Source organism: Embleya sp. NPDC020630, assembly GCF_044334985.1.
GTDB lineage: Bacteria > Actinomycetota > Actinomycetes > Streptomycetales > Streptomycetaceae > Embleya.
This window is the reverse complement of the sequence record NZ_JBIRUB010000011.1, coordinates 139,191-159,743: the sequence shown is the minus strand read 5'-3', so window position 1 is coordinate 159,743 and position 20,553 is coordinate 139,191. Positions and strand designations below refer to the sequence as shown.

At 69.5% G+C, this 20,553-nt stretch carries 18 protein-coding genes and 1 tRNA gene; 10 read left to right on the top strand and 9 right to left on the bottom strand.

The window, feature by feature from the left end:
- Nucleotides 1–2: 2 nt before the first annotated feature.
- Nucleotides 3–140: a 50S ribosomal protein L34 gene (gene rpmH, locus ACH4XV_RS31860; RefSeq protein WP_010849920.1), complete on the bottom strand. Its 138-nt coding sequence runs from the start codon at nucleotides 138–140 to the stop codon at nucleotides 3–5.
- Between the two features lie 351 nt (nucleotides 141–491).
- Here rpmH and dnaA point away from each other — a divergent pair, with 351 nt between their 5' ends.
- From dnaA to ACH4XV_RS31815, 9 genes are all read left to right on the top strand, one after another.
- Nucleotides 492–2,483 (top strand): chromosomal replication initiator protein DnaA, encoded by a 1,992-nt coding sequence (gene dnaA / locus ACH4XV_RS31855; RefSeq protein ID WP_395795792.1) that lies wholly within the window; start codon nucleotides 492–494, stop codon nucleotides 2,481–2,483.
- Nucleotides 2,484–3,319: 836 nt separating this feature from the next.
- Nucleotides 3,320–4,453, top strand: coding sequence for a DNA polymerase III subunit beta (gene dnaN, locus ACH4XV_RS31850; RefSeq protein WP_078976313.1), 1,134 nt, complete (start codon nucleotides 3,320–3,322; stop codon nucleotides 4,451–4,453).
- Nucleotides 4,454–4,653: 200 nt separating this feature from the next.
- Nucleotides 4,654–5,595 (top strand): phosphogluconate dehydrogenase (NAD(+)-dependent, decarboxylating), encoded by a 942-nt coding sequence (gene gnd / locus ACH4XV_RS31845; RefSeq protein WP_395795791.1) that lies wholly within the window; start codon nucleotides 4,654–4,656, stop codon nucleotides 5,593–5,595.
- Nucleotides 5,596–5,613: 18 nt separating this feature from the next.
- Complete coding sequence (gene recF, locus ACH4XV_RS31840) at nucleotides 5,614–6,771, top strand: DNA replication/repair protein RecF (protein ID WP_395795790.1); 1,158 nt, start codon at nucleotides 5,614–5,616, stop codon at nucleotides 6,769–6,771.
- The gene (locus tag ACH4XV_RS31835) at nucleotides 6,764–7,279 is read left to right on the top strand and encodes a DUF721 domain-containing protein (protein WP_395795789.1); all 516 of its coding nucleotides are present in this window, start codon (nucleotides 6,764–6,766) and stop codon (nucleotides 7,277–7,279) included. The genes recF and ACH4XV_RS31835 overlap by 8 nt, the downstream gene beginning before the upstream one ends.
- 395 nt (nucleotides 7,280–7,674) lie before the next feature.
- Nucleotides 7,675–9,711, top strand: a complete 2,037-nt coding sequence (gene gyrB, locus ACH4XV_RS31830) for a DNA topoisomerase (ATP-hydrolyzing) subunit B (RefSeq protein WP_395795788.1) — start codon at nucleotides 7,675–7,677, stop codon at nucleotides 9,709–9,711.
- 81 nt (nucleotides 9,712–9,792) lie between these two features.
- Entirely contained in the window at nucleotides 9,793–12,417 is a 2,625-nt protein-coding gene (gyrA, locus tag ACH4XV_RS31825; RefSeq protein WP_126640253.1) for a DNA gyrase subunit A, read from the top strand.
- A 504-nt stretch (nucleotides 12,418–12,921) separates the two neighbouring features.
- The gene (locus ACH4XV_RS31820) at nucleotides 12,922–13,242 is read left to right on the top strand and encodes a DUF3566 domain-containing protein (protein WP_395795883.1); all 321 of its coding nucleotides are present in this window, start codon (nucleotides 12,922–12,924) and stop codon (nucleotides 13,240–13,242) included.
- 50 nt (nucleotides 13,243–13,292) lie between these two features.
- Nucleotides 13,293–13,366 (top strand) — tRNA-Ile (locus tag ACH4XV_RS31815).
- 83 nt (nucleotides 13,367–13,449) lie between these two features.
- Here ACH4XV_RS31815 and gcvH read toward each other — a convergent pair.
- The 8 genes from gcvH to ACH4XV_RS31775 form a co-directional block, all read right to left on the bottom strand.
- Nucleotides 13,450–13,845, bottom strand: a complete 396-nt coding sequence (gene gcvH / locus ACH4XV_RS31810) for a glycine cleavage system protein GcvH (RefSeq protein ID WP_395795787.1) — start codon at nucleotides 13,843–13,845, stop codon at nucleotides 13,450–13,452.
- 126 nt (nucleotides 13,846–13,971) lie between these two features.
- A complete protein-coding gene (locus ACH4XV_RS31805) occupies nucleotides 13,972–15,285 on the bottom strand; it encodes a hypothetical protein (RefSeq protein WP_395795786.1) in 1,314 nt (437 codons plus the stop codon).
- A 103-nt stretch (nucleotides 15,286–15,388) separates the two neighbouring features.
- Complete coding sequence (locus ACH4XV_RS31800) at nucleotides 15,389–16,168, bottom strand: class E sortase (RefSeq protein ID WP_395795785.1); 780 nt, start codon at nucleotides 16,166–16,168, stop codon at nucleotides 15,389–15,391.
- 65 nt (nucleotides 16,169–16,233) lie between these two features.
- Nucleotides 16,234–17,550, bottom strand: coding sequence for a class E sortase (locus ACH4XV_RS31795; protein ID WP_395795784.1), 1,317 nt, complete (start codon nucleotides 17,548–17,550; stop codon nucleotides 16,234–16,236).
- Between the two features lie 119 nt (nucleotides 17,551–17,669).
- Nucleotides 17,670–18,308 carry an aminodeoxychorismate/anthranilate synthase component II gene (locus ACH4XV_RS31790; RefSeq protein ID WP_126640238.1) on the bottom strand — a complete coding sequence of 213 codons (639 nt, stop codon included), beginning with the start codon at nucleotides 18,306–18,308 and terminating at the stop codon, nucleotides 17,670–17,672.
- Nucleotides 18,305–18,568 (bottom strand): hypothetical protein, encoded by a 264-nt coding sequence (locus tag ACH4XV_RS31785; RefSeq protein ID WP_395795890.1) that lies wholly within the window; start codon nucleotides 18,566–18,568, stop codon nucleotides 18,305–18,307. Before ACH4XV_RS31785 ends, ACH4XV_RS31790 begins: the two co-directional genes overlap by 4 nt.
- Before the next feature lie 61 nt (nucleotides 18,569–18,629).
- Complete coding sequence (locus tag ACH4XV_RS31780) at nucleotides 18,630–19,325, bottom strand: class E sortase (RefSeq protein ID WP_395795783.1); 696 nt, start codon at nucleotides 19,323–19,325, stop codon at nucleotides 18,630–18,632.
- 49 nt (nucleotides 19,326–19,374) lie between these two features.
- Complete coding sequence (locus ACH4XV_RS31775) at nucleotides 19,375–20,124, bottom strand: DUF881 domain-containing protein (protein ID WP_126640326.1); 750 nt, start codon at nucleotides 20,122–20,124, stop codon at nucleotides 19,375–19,377.
- A 130-nt stretch (nucleotides 20,125–20,254) separates the two neighbouring features.
- Here ACH4XV_RS31775 and crgA point away from each other — a divergent pair, with 130 nt between their 5' ends.
- Entirely contained in the window at nucleotides 20,255–20,506 is a 252-nt protein-coding gene (gene crgA, locus ACH4XV_RS31770; protein ID WP_078976324.1) for a cell division protein CrgA, read from the top strand.
- Nucleotides 20,507–20,553 lie beyond the last annotated feature (47 nt).

Here is a 20,553-nt window from a genome sequence, read left to right as displayed (position 1 = left end):
ACTCAGGCGGAAAGCTCCGCGCGGCCCTTGCGGCGACGGGCAGCAAGGATGGCGCGACCGGCACGGGTGCGCATGCGCAGCCGGAACCCGTGGGTCTTCGCCCGGCGACGGTTGTTCGGCTGGAAGGTGCGCTTGCTCACTCGGGGGCTCCAGGATTTGAATCGTGGGCCGGCAGAAAAGACCGCCGGCCACCACCGTACGTCCGCATCGACATGATCTCGGACATGCGGCAGCGGTCGTCAGACAACTAGACCGGCCCACGGTACGTACCAACAGGGGACGGGGTCAAATGGGGGATCCGGGGCACGTCGCCCACCTGCGGAAACGCCCTGTCGGGCAGGCTGTACACAGGCTGTGGACAACGGCTTGAGCGGGTGGATGGCCGCCACTACCGTGAACTGGTGGAGTCGGACCGGAGCGCTCGCTCCCGGGGTCCGGGACACTGGGAGCCCTCCCGAGACCTGCGTCGATGCAATGAAAGAGCGTGCACTGTGGCTGACATCACCAGCGACCTCGCCGCAGTCTGGGCACGGTTCCTGGAACGACTGGCCACCGACGACTCGGTCACGGCCAAGGACAAGGGATGGCTCCAGCGCACCCAGCCGCTGACCCTCTTCTCCGACACCGCACTGCTCGCGGTGCCGAACGAGTTCGCCAAGGAAGTGCTGGAGACCCGGCTCCGCCAGGTGGTGACGGACGCGCTGAGTCACGGTTTCGGGCGGCCGATCCGCTTCGCGGTCAGCGTCGAGCCGGGTGCGGGCGAGCCGGAGCAGGTACCCGAGCGGCACGAGCGCTCGCCGCGGCACGACGACTACAACCCCGGTCCGTACGGGCGTCCCGCCTACGGCGACCGCTACGGCCGCGACGGCTACCCCCAGGAGCCCTACCCGCAGGAGCCGTACGGCCAGCAGCCGTATCGCCAGGACCGCGACCCGTACGCCGAGCCGCAGTACCAGCAGGACTACCCGCACGAGCGCTACGCGCCCGGACCGTACCGGGACCAGCGTGATCCCCGGGAGACGCGTGATCCCCGCGAGTCCCGCGAGCCGCGTGATCCCCGGGAGGCGCGCGAGGGCCGGGACGGTCGGGATCCGCGTGATCGCGACCACCGGGACTCCCGCGATCCGCGCGATTCCCGTGATCAATACGGATATGGCGGCGGGCCGGGCGGCTCGTCCGATCATCCGGGCATTCCGCCGTCCGACGGGACACTCTTCGCCGATCGTGAGGACCTGTTCGGGGGACCCGGCTTTTCCACACCTCCAGTCCACAGCTTTGTGGATACTTCGACACATCAATCCGGCGACAGAGAGCCGGTTTCGGGCGCCCCGCAACCGCCGCAGCAGTCGCCGCCCCACCAGCCGCCCTCGGTCCCGCCGGCCGACGTGCCCGGGAACCGGCCGCTGCGACTGGCCCGGCCGGGCACCGGCCGCGAGCACGGGGTGGTCGAGCACGAACCGGCCGCGCGGCTGAACCCCAAGTACCTGTTCGAGACCTTCGTCATCGGCTCCAGCAACCGGTTCGCGCACGCGGCCGCGGTGGCCGTGGCCGAGGCGCCCGCGAAGGCGTACAACCCGCTGTTCATCTACGGCGAGTCGGGGCTGGGCAAGACCCACCTGCTGCACGCGATCGGGCACTACGCGAAGAGCCTGTATCCGGGCACCCGGGTGCGCTACGTGAGCTCGGAGGAGTTCACCAACGAGTTCATCAACTCGATCCGCGACGGCAAGGCCGACGGCTTCCGCCGGCGTTATCGAGATGTCGACGTTCTGCTGGTGGACGACATCCAATTCCTGGAGACCAAGGAGCAGACCCAGGAGGAGTTCTTCCACACCTTCAATACGCTCCACAACGCGAACAAGCAGATCGTCATCTCGTCGGACCGGCCGCCCAAGCAGCTGGTGACCCTGGAGGATCGACTGCGCAATCGTTTCGAGTGGGGGCTGTTGACCGACGTCCAGCCGCCCGAATTGGAGACTCGGATCGCGATCTTGCGCAAGAAGGCGATCCAGGAGGGGTTGAACGCGCCGCCGGACGTGCTGGAGTACATCGCCAGCAAGATCTCCCGGAACATCCGCGAGCTGGAGGGCGCGCTGATCCGGGTGACCGCGTTCGCGAGCCTGAACCGGCAGCCGGTGGACCTGCAGCTGACCGAGATCGTGCTCAAGGACCTGATTCCGGACAGCGCGGGGCCCGAGATCACGGCGACCACGATCATGGCGCACACCGCGGCCTACTTCGGGCTGTCCGTCGAGGACCTGTGCGGCACCTCGCGAAGCCGGGTGCTGGTGACCGCGCGCCAGATCGCCATGTATCTGTGCCGCGAGCTGACCGATCTGTCGTTGCCGAAGATCGGCGCCCAGTTCGGCGGGCGCGACCACACCACCGTGATGCACGCCGACCGCAAGATCCGCTCGCTGATGGCCGAGCGGCGGTCGATCTACAACCAGGTGACCGAGTTGACGAACCGGATCAAGAGCTGATTCGAGCCCCGATCACCCGCTCGGGCCGGCCGGCGTTCCCTTTTCGGGGCGCCGGCCTTCTTGTATGCGATGTGACCTTCATCTCATCGGCTCCGATGTGGGTGAGTTATCCACCGATCGGCGCCGAGTCGGGCGTCCACACCATGGGGACGACCTGTTTACCGTCGAGTTCCCCACAATGGCTACGGGAACCTGGGGAAAACGCCGGCGAGCCGGCAGGTCAGGTTCCTGTGGTGATGTGGAGCGGAGTCCTCCACAGACTGTGGATAACTTTCCCGTGGCGCACCGTCCATCGCCGTGTTGCCCGGTTGTCCACGTCCCGTCCACCGGAAATCGCGGCTTGTCCCCAGGTTGTCCACGGATCTGTCCACAGTCGGGCCGGTTTCACCCCTTACGGTGAATCCCGAGCCGAATGGCGTCCGCAGGGGGTGGGGACAAGTGGCCCCCAACCTGGGGATTGTTTGGGGACAACCGGGGGTACGGCTGGGGACGACCTGTGGAGCCAATTCGGGCATCCACAGACACAGGGGGTTTATCCACGGGTCCACCCACACCCCGAAGTGGATAAAAAAGCGGCTCTGACCTGCGCATATACCGGTTATCCACGGTATCCACACCCCCTACTACTACGACCACGCGTAGTTCAAGATCGATCCACGGAAAACGGTCGGGGCGGGCCGAATCTGTGGACTGCGGGTTTGCCGGGGGCTGCGCGGGCTGTCGGCGCGGTGCGTCAGACTGTGTCCCGGTGGTAGGCCCCGACGGCCCGACACCGACGCCGAAACGAACGGCGACCAAACGACAGACGGCCGGCAACGGCAGGAGGCGGTGAACCGGTGAAGTTCCGGGTCGAGCGTGACGTTCTCGCTGATGCGGTGGCGTGGACCGCGCGGAGTCTCCCGGCGCGGCCGGCGGTTCCCGTCCTCGCCGGATTGCTCCTGGAGGCGGCCGACCAGCGGCTGACGCTGTCCAGCTTCGACTACGAGGTCTCCGCCCGCGGCGGCGTCGAGGCCGAGGTGGACGAGCCGGGCCGGGTGCTGGTGTCCGGGCGACTGCTCGCCGACATCTCCAAGAGCCTGCCGAACCGCCCCGTCGAGGTGTCCACCGACGGCGCCAAGGTGACCGTGGTCTGCGGCAGCGCCCGCTTCACGTTGCCCACACTCCCTGTGGAGGACTACCCGGCGCTGCCGGAGATGCCCACCGCTGCGGGTGCCGTCGAGGGCGACGTCTTCGCCGCCGCCGTGGCCCAGGTGGCCATCGCCGCAGGCCGCGACGACACGCTGCCGATGCTGACCGGCGTCCGGGTCGAGATCGAGGGCGACCTGGTCACCCTGGCCGCCACTGACCGATACCGGCTCGCGGTCCGCCAGTTCCACTGGAAGCCCGAGGCCGACGGCCTCTCCTCGGCGGTGGCCCTGGTGCCCGCCAAGACGCTCAACGACACCGCCAAGTCGCTGACCCAGGGCGACAGCGTGCAGATCGCGCTGTCCGGGGACAAGATCGGCGAGGGCATGATCGGCTTCGAGGGTTCGGGCCGGCGCACCACCACCCGCCTGCTCGAAGGCGAATTCCCCAAGTACCGCGCGCTGTTCCCGGAGCAGTCGGAGACGGTCGCCACCGTCGAGACCGCGCCGTTCGTGGACGCGGTCAAGCGCGTGTCCCTGGTCGCCGAGCGCAACACCCCGGTGCGGCTGTCCTTCTCCGACGGCCGACTCGTGCTCGAAGCCGGCTCCGGCGACGAGGCCCAGGCGTCCGAGGCGATCGAGGCGGGCCTGGAGGGCGAGGAGATCTCGATCGCCTTCAACCCGACGTTCCTGCTCGAGGGACTGAGCGCGATCAACTCCCCGGTCGCCCAGATCTCCTTCACCACGTCCACGAAGCCCGCCGTGATGACCGGCAAGCCCGACGTGGAGGCCGAGGCCACCGACGAGTACCGCTACCTGATCATGCCGGTGCGGCTCTCCGGCTGATCCGGGCGGCGTCGAACCGGGCCGGGGCACAACCGGGTTCGGCCGACGCGCCGGTGCATACCCCGCGACCGCACGGGCAACCGCTACCCGCGTACCGTCGACGCGGTGAAAGCCCCCGCCCCTACGAGGGCGCCGGGGGCGCGGAAGCGGCCTCGGCGGTGCCCCACCCGGCATCGCAGCAGCGAACGAAGGATTTCAGGATGCAGCTCGGACTCGTCGGCCTCGGCAAGATGGGTGGCAACATGCGCGAGCGGTTGCGCCGCGCGGGCCACACGGTGGTGGGCTACGACCGCAACCCCGACGTGGCGGACGTCCACAGCCTGGGGGAACTTGTGGACACGCTCGCCGAGCCGCGCGTGGTGTGGGTGATGGTGCCGGCGGGGGCGCCGACCCAGGCCACCATCGACGAGCTCGGCGAACTGCTGTCCCCGGGCGATGTGGTCGTCGACGGCGGCAACTCGCGCTGGACGGACGACATCAAGCACGCCGAGGCGCTGGCCGAGAAGGACATCGGCTTCGTCGACTGCGGCGTCTCCGGCGGCGTGTGGGGCCGGGACAACGGTTACGCGCTGATGTGCGGCGGGGACGCGGCCGACATCGCCAAGGTGCAGCCGATCTTCGACGCGCTCAAGCCCGAGGGCCCGGCCGGCTTCGTGCACGCGGGCAAGGTCGGCGCCGGGCACTTCGCCAAGATGGTGCACAACGGCATCGAATACGCGCTGATGCAGGCCTACGCCGAGGGCTGGGAACTGCTCGAGGCCGCCGACGTGGTCACCGACGTGCGCGAGGTCTTCCGCAGCTGGCAGGAGGGCACGGTCATCCGTTCCTGGCTGCTCGACCTGGCCGTGCGCGCGATGGACGACGACGAGCACCTGGAGGGCCTGCGCGGCTACGCGGAGGACTCCGGCGAGGGCCGCTGGACGGTCGAGGCGGCGATCGACCACGCCGTACCGCTGCCCGCGATCACCGCGTCGCTGTTCGCCCGGTTCGCCTCGCGTCAGGACGACTCGCCGCAGATGAAGATGGTCGCCGCGCTGCGCAACCAGTTCGGTGGGCACGCGGTCACCGCCGCGTCGACGCACAAGGGCGCCGACGCCCCCGGCGCCGACGTCACGCCGCCGAAGGAGGCCGACGCGGGCTGACCGGCAGCCCGCCCGCCCATGCATGTAGCGCACCTGTCACTCGTCGACTACCGGTCGTACGCCCGGGTCGAGGTTCCCCTCGAACCGGGCGTGACCGCGTTCGTGGGGCCCAACGGCCAGGGCAAGACCAACCTGGTCGAGGCGATCGGCTACCTGGCCACGCTCGGCAGCCACCGGGTCGCCTCCGACGCGCCCCTGGTCCGGCTCGGCGCCGAGCGGGCCTATGTCCGCGCGAGCATCGTCCGCGAGGACGGCCGCAGCGCGCTGGCCGAGTTGGAGATCAACCCCGGCAAGGCCAACCGGGCCCGGATCAACCGCTCGGCCGCCACCCGGCCGCGCGATCTGCTCGGGCTGCTGCGCACCGTGCTGTTCGCGCCGGAAGACCTGGCCCTGGTCAAGGGCGACCCCGGGGAACGCCGCCGGTTCCTGGACGAGTTGTTGACCGCGCGCACCCCTCGGCTGCTGGGGGTGCGGCAGGACTACGACCGGGTGCTCAAACAGCGCAACACGCTGCTGCGGACCGCGGCGCTGGCCCGTCGGGCGGGCGGCGGCCGCAGCGGGGCGCTGAGCACGCTCGACGTGTGGGACGAACATCTGGCCGCGACCGGCGCCGAGTTGACCGCGGCCCGGCTCGACCTGGTCGCCGCACTGCAACCCCTGGTGGACAAGGCGTACGACGCGTTGTCCACAGGCGGTGGACCGATCGTGCTCGACTACCGCAGTTCGATGTCGGAGGACCCGCTGCCCTCGGACCGGGCCGGGATCCACGCGGTGCTCACCGCCGCGATCGCCGCCGGTCGGGCGGCGGAGGTCGAGCGCGGACAGACCCTGGTCGGCCCGCATCGGGACGATCTCGTGTTGCGGCTGGGCCCGTTGCCAGCGAAGGGCTACGCCAGCCACGGCGAGTCCTGGTCGTACGCGCTGGCGCTGCGGCTGGGCTCCTACGAACTGCTGCGCGCGGACGGGGGCGAGCCGGTCCTGGTGCTCGACGACGTGTTCGCCGAGCTGGACGTCACCCGGCGGGCGCGGCTGGCCGAGATGGTCGCGCACGGCGAGCAGGTGCTGGTCACGGCCGCGGTGGCCGAGGACGTACCGCCCGCGCTCGTGGGCGCGCGCTACGACGTCGCCGCCGGCGAGGTGCGCAAGGTCGAGGGGACGGGGGTCGAGGGTGAGTGACGAGGGCCACATCCCGCCTGTCGCGGGCGACACCGGCGCGGCCGAGCCGACGCGCGGCATCGACCTGGCCCGTGCCGCGCTGACTCAGGCCCGGGCCCAGGCGCGCACCCGGTACGACCACCGGCAGGACCAGGACCGGGCCCGGCGTGGCTTGAAACGCAGCGGTTCCGGACCCGACGACCGCGACCCCCAGCCGCTGCGGCAGATCATGGGGCGCCTGGTCAGCGAGCGCGGCTGGCAGACCCCGGCGGCGGTGCACGGCGTGCTCCAGCGCTGGCCGGAAATCGTCGGCCCCGCGCTGGCGGCCAACTGCCGTCCGGAGCGGTTCGAGGACGGCGAACTCGTGGTGCGCGCCGAATCCGACAACTACGCCACCCAATTGCGCTGGCTCGCGCCGAAACTGCTCGCCCGGCTCAACCAGGAGCTGGGCGACGGCACCGTCACCTACATCCGCGTCCTCGGTCCGGCCCAGGAGCGCCGCCGGGGCGCGTGGCGCGCCCAGCCGTAGACGGTTTCCGGCCACGGGCCACACGGTCCACGCCGATCCGGGCGGGTGCGCCCCCGCCCGCCGGCGACCGCGCCGGCGGGGGCGATGTGTCCGGTGTCATACCGGTCTGACACGCTGTCACCATCCGAGTCGCCCGCGCCGCGTGGATAGGCATGAGAGCGATTCGGGACCCTGGGGCAAGTGGGGGGACATGCGACAGGGCACATCAGGGCGCCACACGCGGATACAGGGCCCTTGGGAACCCATCTTTGTGTCGCCCCGACCGGTAGACTGAACCAGCAATACCGCTCATGCGGATCCTGTTTCGACTTCCGCGGCTCCGTGCCCGGGGGCGCGTCGGGCCGGCTGCCTGCCCTTCGACGCACCCTGCCGTTCCTGCTCCCGGGCAGGGAGCCGTGCTGTGCCAGAAAGGGCGCTTCGTGGCCGATTCCGGCAACCCCAAGGAGAATGACGTGGCCGGCTCGCCGGAAACCTCTGCCGCGAGCAACGGGCAGTCCTACGGCGCGAGCGACATCCAGGTCCTGGAGGGCCTCGACGCGGTCCGCAAGCGCCCGGGCATGTACATCGGTTCCACCGGTGAGCGCGGTCTGCACCACCTCGTCTACGAGGTCGTGGACAACTCGGTCGACGAGGCGCTGGCGGGGCACGCGACGCACATCGAGGCGACGATCCTCGCCGACGGCGGCGTGCGCGTGGTGGACAACGGCCGCGGTATCCCGGTCGACATGCACCCGGTGGAGAAGAAGCCCGCGGTCGAGGTCGTCCTGACCATCCTGCACGCCGGCGGCAAGTTCGGCGGCGGCGGCTACTCGGTTTCCGGCGGTCTGCACGGCGTCGGCGTCTCCGTGGTAAACGCGCTGTCCTCGCGCCTCGCGGTGGACATCCGCCGCGACGGCTACCGCTGGACGCAGGACTACAAGCTGGGCACTCCCACCGCGCCGCTGGAGCGGCACGAGGCGGCCACCGAGACCGGCACCACGGTCACCTTCTGGGCCGACCCGGACATCTTCGAGACCACCGTCTACTCGTTCGAGACGCTCTCCCGGCGCTTCCAGGAGATGGCCTTCCTCAACAAGGGCCTGACCATCTCGCTCCGGGACGAGCGCCCGGACCACGTGGACGAGAAGGGCGAGCAGCTCTCGGTCACGTACCACTACGAGGGCGGCATCGCCGACTTCGTGCGCTACCTCAACTCGCGCAAGGGCGAGCTGGTCCACCCCTCGGTGATCGACATCGAGGCCGAGGACAAGTCGCGCACCATCTCGGTGGAAGTCGCGATGCAGTGGAACTCGCAGTACACCGAGGGTGTGCACAGCTTCGCGAACACGATCCACACGCATGGCGGCGGCACCCACGAAGAGGGCTTCCGGTCGGCGCTGACCGCGCTGATCAACCGCTACGCGCGGGAGAAGAAGCTGCTCAAGGAGAAGGACGAGAACCTCGCCGGCGAGGACATCCGCGAGGGTCTGACCGCGATCATCTCGGTCAAGCTCGGCGACCCGCAGTTCGAGGGCCAGACCAAGGACAAGCTGGGCAACACCGAGGCGAAGACGTTCGTGCAGCGGGTGGTGCACGAGCACCTCACCGACTGGCTCGACCGCAACCCGAGCGAGGCCGCGGACATCATCCGCAAGGGCATCCAGGCGGCCACCGCGCGGATGGCTGCGCGCAAGGCGCGCGACCTGACCCGGCGCAAGGGCCTGCTGGAGACCGCCTCGCTGCCGGGCAAGCTCAGCGACTGCCAGAGCAACGACCCGTCCAAGTGCGAGATCTTCATCGTCGAGGGCGACTCGGCCGGCGGCTCGGCCAAGTCCGGCCGCGACCCGATGTACCAGGCGATCCTGCCGATCCGCGGCAAGATCCTGAACGTCGAGAAGGCCCGGATCGACAAGATCCTGCAGAACACCGAGGTCCAGGCGCTCATCTCGGCCTTCGGCACCGGTGTGCACGAGGACTTCGACATCGAGAAGCTGCGCTATCACAAGATCATCCTGATGGCGGACGCCGACGTCGACGGTCAGCACATCAACACCCTGCTGCTGACCTTCCTGTTCCGCTTCATGCGCCCGCTGGTCGAGGCCGGCCACGTGTACCTCTCCCGGCCGCCGCTGTACAAGATCAAGTGGAGCCGGGACGACTTCGAGTACGCCTACTCCGACCGCGAGCGCGACGCGCTGCTCGAACTCGGCCGACAGGCGGGCAAGCGGGCCAAGGACGACTCGATCCAGCGCTTCAAGGGCCTCGGCGAGATGAACGCCGAGGAGCTTCGGGTGACCACGATGGACATCGACCACCGCGTCCTGGGTCAGGTCACCCTCGACGACGCGGCCCAGGCCGACGAACTGTTCTCGGTGCTCATGGGTGAGGACGTCGAGGCTCGTCGCTCGTTCATCCAGCGCAACGCCAAGGACGTCAGGTTCCTGGACATCTGACCGGCCGGGGCATCCGCCTCCCGGCGGATATCCACATCCGAGTCGGCCCCACGTCACAGCTCGAAAGGACATTGACCAGCAATGGCCGATGAGAACACCCCGGCGCCCGAAGGCGACCAGGAGGACGCGGTGAACAGCACCGGCGGCCTGCGGATCGAGCCGGTCGGGCTCGAGACCGAGATGCAGCGCAGCTACCTCGACTACGCGATGAGCGTGATCGTCTCGCGCGCCCTGCCCGACGTGCGCGACGGCCTCAAGCCGGTGCACCGGCGCGTGCTCTACGCGATGTACGACGGCGGCTACCGGCCCGAGAAGGGCTTCTACAAGTGCGCCCGCGTCGTCGGTGACGTCATGGGTACGTACCACCCGCACGGCGACACCTCCATCTACGACGCGCTGGTGCGCCTGGCCCAGCCGTGGTCGATGCGCATGCCGCTGGTGGACAGCAACGGCAACTTCGGCTCGCCGGGCAACGACCCGGCCGCGGCCATGCGGTACACCGAGTGCAAGCTCAAGTGGCTGTCCATGGAGATGCTCCGGGACATCGACGAGGAGACCGTCGATCTCCAGGACAACTACGACGGCCGCAACCAGGAGCCGACGGTCCTGCCGGCCCGGTTCCCGAACCTGCTGGTCAACGGGTCCGCCGGTATCGCGGTCGGCATGGCGACCAACATCCCGCCGCACAACCTGCGCGAGGTCGCGTCGGGCGCGCAGTGGTTCCTGCAGAACCCGGACGTGTCCGCGGAGGAGCTGCAGGACGCCCTGATCGAGCGGATCAAGGGCCCGGATTTCCCCAGCGGCGCACTGGTCGTCGGCCGGCGCGGCATCGAGGACGCGTACCGCACCGGGCGCGGCTCGATCACCATGCGCGCGGTGGTCGAGGTCGAGGAGATCCAGAACCGCCAGTGCCTGGTGGTCACCGAACTGCCCTACCAGGTCAACCCGGACAACCTCGCGCAGAAGATCGCCGACCTGGTCAAGGACGGCAAGATCGGCGGCATCGCCGACGTGCGCGACGAGACCTCCTCGCGTACCGGGCAGCGCCTGGTGATCGTGCTCAAGCGCGACGCGGTGGCCAAGGTCGTGCTGAACAACCTGTACAAGCACACCCAGCTGCAGGACACCTTCGGCGCGAACATGCTCGCGCTGGTGGACGGTGTGCCGCGCACGCTCTCGATCGACCTGTTCATCCGCAACTGGGTGGACCACCAGATCGAGGTGATCATCCGGCGGACCCGCTTCCGGCTGCGCAAGGCGGAGGAGCGCGCGCACATCCTGCGCGGTCTGCTCAAGGCCCTCGACGCGATCGAGGAGGTCATCGCGCTGATCCGGGCCTCGAACACGGTGGACGAGGCGCGTACCGGCCTGATCGGGCTCCTGGAGATCGACGAGATCCAGGCCAACGCGATCCTGGAGATGCAGCTGCGTCGCCTGGCCGCGTTGGAGCACCAGAAGATCACCGCCGAGCACGACGAGCTGATGGCGAAGATCACCGACTACCAGGCGATCCTGGCCTCGCCGGAGCGGCAGCGGCAGATCATCAGCGAGGAACTGGCCGCGATCGTCGAGAAGTTCGGCGATGACCGGCGCAGCCAGCTGGTGCCCTTCGACGGCGACATGTCCATCGAGGACCTGATCGCCGAAGAGGACATCGTCATCACCATCACCCGGGGCGGCTACGTCAAGCGCACCCGGACCGACCTGTACCGCTCGCAAAAGCGCGGCGGCAAGGGCGTGCGTGGGGCGCATCTGAAGCAGGACGACATCGTCGACCACTTCTTCGTGACCACCACGCACCACTGGATCCTGTTCTTCACGAACAAGGGTCGGGTGTACCGGGCGAAGGCGTACGAGCTGCCGGACACCGGTCGTGAGGCGCGTGGGCAACACGTGGCCAACCTGCTGGCGTTCCAGCCCGACGAGAAGATCGCCCAGGTGCTCGACCTGCGCGACTACGAGGTCGCGCCGTATCTGGTGCTCGCGACCAAGGCCGGTCTGGTGAAGAAGACCGCGCTCAAGGAGTACGACACCAACCGCTCGGCGGGCGTGATCGCGATCAACCTGCGCTCGGACGAGGCCGGTGACGACGACGAGGTGATCGGCGCCGAGCTGGTCTCCGCGGACGACGACCTGCTGCTGGTCAGCAAGAAGGCGCAGTCGATCCGGTTCACCGCCACGGACGAGTCGTTGCGGCCGATGGGTCGCGCGACGTCCGGGGTGAAGGGCATGAGCTTCCGCGAAGGCGACGAACTGCTGTCGATGAACGTGGTGCGCGAGGGCACGTTCGTGTTCACCGCCACCGATGGCGGCTTCGCGAAGCGAACCAGTGTGGACGAGTATCGCGTCCAGGGTCGTGGGGGCCTCGGCATCAAGGCCGCCAAGATCGTCGAGGACCGCGGTTCACTCGTCGGGGCGCTCGTGGTGGACGACACGGATGAAATCCTGGCCATCACCCTCGGCGGCGGAGTGATCCGTACCCGCGCCGCGGGTGTCCGGCACACCGGACGTGACACGATGGGTGTGCAGCTGATCAACCTGGGTAAGGGCGACGCCGTTGTCGGCATCGCACGTAACGCCGAACCTGAGCCCGAGGCCGAGATCGACCCTGAGGTCGATGGGGCCGAAGCCGGTGCGGCCGATGGCACGCACGAGCCGACCTCCACCATCGCAGGGGAGGTCGCGCCCGGCGGGCAGGAAGGGTGACGCGTGAGCACAGACCGGAAGTCGGCCGGCGGGAGAGGCGAGCGCGCCGACCGGGGTCGAACCGGCGGGCGCGCTGACAGCACGGGTCGCGGCGAGGCGGTGCCGCCGGACGCGGTGCCGCCGAGGCCGGCCGGTCCACCCCCCGCGCACGGGGCCGGGCCCCCCCGGGACGCGGCGGCGCATCCGCCGCGTCCCGCGGGGCCGACCCCGTTCGCGTCCCCCTTCCCTCCCGCGGCTGCGGCGAGCGAGGGTACGGAGCGACCGCAGGCCGCGGTCAACGGCAGGCCGCTCGCGGCTCGTCCGACGGCGGGCGGCACGATCACCACGCCGCGCCCGATCCGGGGCACCGCGGCCGGCGGGGCTCCGTCGGCCGCCCACCAGCCGGGGCAGCCCGTGGCGCAGCAGGGGGGCCGACCCGGTTCGGGCCCGGAGCCGCAACCGCGGCCGAGCGCGCGCACGAGGCGGGCCCGACTGCGGGCGGCGCGGGTGGATCCGTGGTCGGTGATGAAGGTGGGTTTCCTGCTGTCCCTGGCACTGGGCGTGGTGCTGATGGTGGCGGTGACCGTGTTGTGGCTGGTGCTGGACGGCCTCGGCGTATTCACCTCGGTCGGCGACACGGTGAAGGAGGCGACCCAGTCGGAGAACAACTCCGGCTTCGACCTCCAACACTTCCTGTCCCTGAAGAACACGCTCTTCTTCAGCGGCATCGTGGCCATCGTCGACGTCATCCTGGTGACCGCACTGGCCACCCTCGGCGCCTTCCTCTACAACCTCACCGCATCCTTCACCGGAGGCATCGAGGTCACCCTGGCGGAGGAGGACTAAGGATTTTGGTGGCGGGCAAGCGGTGCGGTACGCTCTCTGAGCACGCACGCGGGCCTATAGCTCAGACGGTTAGAGCGCTTCCCTGATAAGGAAGAGGCCACAGGTTCAAGTCCTGTTAGGCCCACTTACGTACTGCGGAGCAAGGGTCCTTCCCCATTCACCGGGGAAGGACCCTTGCTCGGTTCAGGGGCGAAATAGGGGCGCGGGTCAGTTCGATGCTTCTTCTTTGATGTAGTCGGCGTACTGGTCTGCGGTGAGCAGGTCGTCGGTCTGTGGTGATCCCGCCGTGCGGAGGCGGATGGTCCAGCCGTCGCCGTAGGGGTCGTCGTTGACCTGTTCCGGGCTGTCGTTCAGGGTTTCGTTCACCTCGACCACCTCGCCGGTCACGGGTACGTAGACCTCGCTCACGGCCTTCACCGACTCCACGTTGCCGAACGGCTCGCCGGCCTCGAAGCGGTCGCCCACGCCGGGTAGTTCGACGAAGACGACGTCGCCGAGTTGCTTTTGGGCGTGATCCGTCAGGCCGACCCGCACCAGGTCGCCCTCGACCTGGGCCCATTCGTGGTCCTTGCTGTACAGGCGATCGCTCGGGATGTTCGCCATGTCGGCCTCCGGGGCTCTTCTTCATCGCTTCGTGGGTGGCGATGGCAAGCCTGCTACACACCCGCCCCGGGCGGAACCGGACACACTCGTACGAGTGACGACGAGCACCGGGAGCACGGCGAGGCTTCAGACCGCGGAGTTCGAAGGCCCTACCGTCGGCATGCCGGCATGGCCGGTGGACTGCCGGGTCTGCCGGCCCAGGTAGGCGGACCAGGCTTCGGGCCCACGGCGCATCTGCACCTCGGGATCGTCGTCCCGGAGTCGGACCAGGTGGCGCCGCGCGGCCGAGAGCGCCCCGCCGGGGCCGGGTACGAGTTCCCGGAGGGCGACGATCGACGGCCCCACTCGGCGCGCGTCGTCCCCGTCGGTGATGCGCAGCCACGCGGCATGGGCGCAGTCGGTGGGGCCGACGACGGTCGCATGGTCGTGGGGCAGGCCCCGCATGCGTCGCCGGGCGACGTCTCGGTACAGCTCGCAGGCATGCAGGTAGCGGCCGGCCATCGCCGACGCCCAGGCGTGGACTTCCCGAGCGGCCCACGAATCGGGGTGATCGAACCCCAGGGTCGTGGCCAAGCGGTGGTCCAGCTCTCGAGCCAGGAGGACGGCGACCGTGTGGTCACCCGCTTCACTCGCCGTGCGAATCCGCGTGAGATCCCCCGTGTACGCCGCCGGGTCGGACGGTTGCAGGAGTATCTGTGCGGGCGTCTCGGCGGTCGTGACCTCGGAGGGGGCGAGCGCGGCCGGCGGCGCCCCGGGGTGGACGTTCCCCAGCCGCAACCCGGGCGCATCGGGTACGAGTTCCACGGTGTCGACCGCCAGGCCGGCCCGCTCGACCACCGCACGGTGGATGTCGGACGGATGCACCTCGGCAGGCGCCCGAGGTATGCCCTGCGGCAGTACGGCGGACAGCGCGCGGGTGAAGGGGCTGGTGCCGTCCGCCGACTTGGCCGGCGGGTTGATCACGCCCCACACCGGGATGCTGTTCGTCAGTGACGCCGGGGTGCCGTCGTGAAGTCGGGCCCAGCTCTGTGCCTCGGTGGCGAAGTCCACGATGACCAGTGTCCGGCTGCGAGGCCGCGAACGAAGCGCGTTCACCAGCCACTCCCACGGCAGCCCGTCGTAGCGCACGCTGCGCGGCGTGGAGTCCCGCAGCCCGAGATGCGCGGCGCCGGTGCGATCGAACATCAGCAGACCCGAGACGTACACGACCACGGGCCCGGGGATGCGCGCCGCCGCCTTGATGCGGCTCAACACCGCGTGAGGGTTGACCGCATCATCGATCTGGACCACGTCGACACCCGAGGCGCGAGGAGCGAAGCACGCCGGAGGAATCTCGGTCATCGCGCCCAGGTTGGCGCCGGTGCCGCGCAGCTGTCGACGGGACGCACGACCCCGTGCGCTCTCGATCAACAAGAGGTGGCCCCGTACAGCAAGGGTCATCTTCACCCTCCGTTGCTGAGATCAAGAGGAGAGCGAAGCTATCAAGTGCCGTCGCCGTTGGGTAGCGATGTGGAGCCCCGGAGACCCGCGTACGCTTCCGCGGTCAGCGGCGTAGGGCCGCCGGCTTTGTGTCGCCCTGTTTCGGGTCCGTTGTGGTGAGTTCGCCCCAGTAGATCATGCGGTTCTTGGAGGTGAACTCCGGATCGCACGTGGTCAGGGTGATCAGGCTGCGGCCGGCCGGGCCGCCCAGGTCCGGGGGGCGGGCGGTGAGGACCGAGCCGTTGGAGGGCTTGGTGATGAACGGGCCCTTGACGATCGTGTACGTGAACCACTGGGTCTTGGTCTCGACCACGACCTTGTCGCCCGCCCGCAGGTTGTTCAGGTGGCGGAACGGCTCGCCGTGTCCGTTGCGGTGGCCGGCGAGGCCGAAGTTGCCGGCGCCGCCGGGGCCGACGTAGGGCGGGTACGTGTAGTGGCCGACGCCCTTCGAGAGCGAGGCCAGGCTCGACCCCTCGATGATCGGCTGGTACCAGCCCGAGCCGAGTCTGGGGATCCACAGGATGGCCAGCGTCTCGCCGCGGATGGTGTGCGAACCCACCACCTTCTGGCCGTCCTTGCCGCCGTCCACGCTCACGTCGGTGGGCCCGCTCAGGACGTCGGTGGGCGGCTGCGCGGCGGGCGGTTCGGTGCTCTCAGGGCCCTCGGGGCCCCCGGTGCCCTGCCTGGCCCAGTCCCTGCGCAGCTGGTCCACCTCGCTGCGGGCCTCGGCCCGGGCCTCGAAGTTGGTCCAGTAGAGCTGGTGCACACACAGCAGCAGGCCGACCAGGCCCAGGGTCAGGAGGAGTTCCGCCCCGACGCGAATGGTTTTGCGTACAGCGCCCATGGGTCGACAGCTTGGCACAGACAAGAAGTTCGGTCAGGACCCGGAGACCGGAATGTGATGCGCCGTCACTTCGCCCCGGCCAGCAGCGCGTCCGGTTTGCCCTGGGAACGCGGCCGCTCCTCCTCCAGGTGGCCCCAGACGATCAGGCGATACGTCGAGGCGCCGTCCGGCGTGCACGTGGTCAGCGTGATGTAGCGGCCGGGCTTGGTGTACGGCCCCTTGTCGGGGATCGGATCGATCACCTGGATGTGCGACGGAGAGGTCTGCGGCAGGTCCGCGTCGACGGTGTACGTGAAGTACGTGGTCGCGGTCTCCACGACCACCTTGTCGCCGGGCTTGAGCTTGTTGATGTAGCGGAACGGCTCGCCGTGCCCGTTGCGGTGCGCGGCCACCGCGAAGTTGCCCTGGACGTCCCACGGCATCGCCGTCTTCGGGTCGGTGTAGTGGCCCACCAGGCCGTTGTTGAGCACCCTGCCCCGGTCGGTGCCCTCCGCTATCGCCTGCTTCTCCATCCCGATCCGGGGGATGTACAGCAGCGCGAACCCCTTGTTCGGGGCGACGTACTGGCCGGGGTTGCGTGGGTCGACCACCTGGCCGGGCGTGTTGTTCCAGCTCTGCTGTATGTCGTGCGCCTCGTTCCGGGCCTTCTCCGCCGCCACGATGTTCGTCCACCAGGTCAGGTACACCACGTACAGGACCAGGAGTACGCCCACCGTCATCGCGAGTTCGCCCACGAGGCGGGCGCCGGCGGTCAGTATCCGCGCGCCCGTCGACGGCTTGGCCGCCCGCCGCCGGGCCGCTCGTCCGGCGCCCTCGGCCGGCTCCGGGCGCGCGGGCGGACGGGAGCCGCCCCGGCCGGCCTTCCTGCGCTGCGCCTTGCGCCGCTCCGCCCGCCCGCCGGGTACGACCGCGCCGCCGCCCGCCGCGCTCGGCGTCGGTGTCGGCGTCAACCGCGGAACGGCCTCCGGAGCGGGCGCGTACGCCGGGTCGAGCACCGGATCGGCGCCCACCACCCCCGCGTCGGCCCGAAACCACGCATCCATCGCGTCGGACGCGTCCACGGCGTCCGCCGCGCCCACCACGTCCGGCACACCGGCCGTGGCCCGCGCACCCGGCAGCGCCCGAGGCGCTTCCACCATGGCCGCCGGCGGCATGTAGACCGCCGTCTGCTCGACCGACTCGGCCCGCTGCCGCTGCGCGGCCCGCCGACGGGCCGCGCGCCCGCCCGGAACCGGATCCGAAACGGCCGGAAGGGCCGCTGTGGGCGGTGCCGTGAAGCCGGGGTCGACCAGGTCTCGCGCATAGTCCTCGGGCGCATACGGGGCCTGCCCGCCCGCTCCATGCCGCCCGCCACCCGCCCCGTGCCGTCCGCCCCCGCCCAAGGCGTGGGAACCGCCCGGCCCATCCGAGCCGCTCTCACCCGACCCGTACGGGACACCGCCCGACCCATACGGCCCGGCCTCGCCCGCCCCGTACCCGCCGTCGGGTATCGACCCCTCGGTCAGGCCGGGAGCGGCGTGCGCCCGACGACGGGTGCCAGACCCGCCGACCGGTCCGGCGCCGTCGGGTCCCCGCAGCTCACCAGCCAGTTCGCCAGCATCCGGTGGCCGTACTCCGTCAGCACCGACTCCGGGTGGAACTGCACGCCTTCGACCGGTCGGTCGCGGTGCCGCAGGCCCATGATCACGCCGGTCCCGGTCCATGCGGTCACCTCCAGTTCGGCCGGAATCGTGTCCGGATCCACCGCGAGCGAGTGATAGCGCGTCGCGGTGAACGGCGACGGCAGGCCGGCGAAGACGCCCGCCCCCTCATGCACCACAGGGCTGGTCTTGCCGTGGAGAAGCTCGGGCGCCCGGCCAACGGTAGCGCCGTGCGCCGCCGCGATGGACTGCATCCCCAGGCACACCCCGAAGACCGGCACCCGGCCGCCCTCGCGGCGCACCATCTCCATGCAGATCCCGGCGCCCTCGGGCGTACCGGGTCCCGGGGACAGCAGTACGCCGTCGAATTCCTCGGCCTCCTCGACCGTCACCGCGTCGTTGCGCCGCACCTCGCAGGTCGCGCCGAGTTGGTAGAGGTACTGCACGAGGTTGAAGACGAAGCTGTCGTAGTTGTCCACGACGAGAATGCGCGCGCTCATCCCGGCAGTCCTCCCGGCAGTGAAGAGGGTGACCCGGATGACCCCGAGGTCGCACCCGCCGGAAGCGGTACGCCGCCGGGCCCGGTGGTGTTCGTCACGTTGTCCTGATCGACCGTCACATCGCTGAACGGCAGCAGGGGTTCGGCCCACGGGAAGACCCACGTGAACAGCGCGTACACGATGGCCAGCACCAGGACCAGGGAGAGCAGGAGCTTCACCCACACGTTCCCCGGCAGGGTGCGCCAGATCCAGCCGTACATCAGGCCCAGGCCCTCTCTCGCTCGCCGCCCGCGCGGCCCGACTCGCTCATCCCCGCCCCGCTCATCCCTGCAACGCCGCCGGTCGACCGGACGACAGCGGGGTCCGCGATTCCAGGTGGCCCCAGACGATCAACCGGTGCGTGCTGCCGAACTCGGGTTCGCAGGTGGTCAGGGTGATGTATTTCCCGGGCGCCGTATAGGCCTTCGCCGGCACCGGGTCGAGCACGTGCACGTCCTCGGGAACGGTCTTCAGGACCGCCTTGTCCCCGGGAAGGCTGACCGGCTTGTCGATCGAGTAGACGAACCACTCGGTGATGCCCTCGATCACGACCTTGTCGCCCACCTGCAGCTTGGGCACGTTCAGGAACGGGTCACCGTAGGTCTTGCGGTGCCCGGCGATGGCGAAGTTGCCGTCCTGACCCGCCTGCGCGCTGCCCTTGTACCAACCCAGGCCCTTTTGCAGTTCCTTGGGCGTGACCCCGGGCCGGATCGTCTTGTACCAGCCGTCACCGAAACGGGGGATGTACATGGTCCCGAATGGCTCACCGTCCTCGTACGGGGCCTGCGCCGCGGGTGCCTGGGCGACCGGCACGTCCTTGGGCACACTCGCCCCGATCCGCTTGCGGGCCTCGTCGAGCTTGTGCATCTCGTCGGCCCGCGCACGATCGGCCAGCACGCCGGTCCAGTAGAGCTGATAGACGACGAACAAGAGGATGACGACGCCCAGTGTGATGAAGACCTCCCCGAGGCCTCGCATCGTGGTCCGCAACACTGTCGTCAGACTCCCCTCGATTCACCGCTGCCGATCACGTCCCGGAGACTTTCGCATACTCCAGGCCCAGCGGGCCCGTATACCCCGGCGCATCGATGCGCTTGCGGTCCTCGACCTTCCATCCCAGGCCGAACGCCTCGACGTAGTCGGTGTAGTTGGACACGCTCTTGCTCTGATCCAGGGCGCGCCGCAGGGCGCCGATGTCGCCGACCGCCGAGATCACGTACGGGGGCGAGTACACCCGGCCGTGCAGGATCAGCGTGTTGCCGACGCAGCGCACCGCTGACGTGGCCACGATCCGCTGGTCCATGATCTGGATCGCCCGTGCGCCGCCGTTCCACAGCGCGTTCACCACGCCCTGGATGTCCTGCTGGTGCACTACGAGGTCGTCGGCGGTGGGCTCGCGCACGCCGGGTACGCGCGACTTGGCGTCCGGCGGGGCGTCGGTCAGGGTGACCGTCAAGCCCTCGCCGGAGACCGGGGTGACCCCGGCCGGGTCCGCGACGGCGTCGATGCGACCGCGCGCCTGGGGGTCGTTGGCCTGCTCCTGGACCAGCCCGTCCACGTCCCGCTGCAGCTTGGACAGGTCCTGCTGGGCGCTCTCGTTGCGCCGACCCTGGTCCCGGATCACGTCGGAGAGTTTGAGCATCTGCGCGTCGCTGCGCAGATTGGTGCCGTGGGAGGTGTCGGCGCTGATCCAGAAGAGCAGACCGGCCAGGGCGAACACCACAAGTGCGGACAATCGGGGTACGATCGCACGCCAGGACATCCCGGACGGCCGCATGGCGAAGATACGCACGTCGCCGTACCCTCCTTCCGGACCTGACAGCGACTACGCTAACCGACACATCACCGGATCGTGTCGCGTGTGCTGCGCACCCACTCGTCCGGCTACATCGACAGGAGAGACTCTCGTGCCGAAGTCCCGGATCCGTAAGAAGGACGACTTCACCCCGCCGCCCGTCAAGAAGACGACCATAAAGCTGGACTCGCGCCGCTGGGTGGCGCCGTTCATGCTGGCCCTCTTCGCGATCGGCCTGCTGTGGATCGTGGTCTTCTACGTGACCGACATGCGCTTCCCGATCGAGTCCCTGAAGAACTGGAACATCGTCGTCGGCTTCGGCTTCATCGCCGCCGGCTTCGGCGTGTCCACTCAGTGGAAGTAGCGCATACGCGCAGCTCAGCGAGTTTTCCCGGGGAGACTCCACAGAGT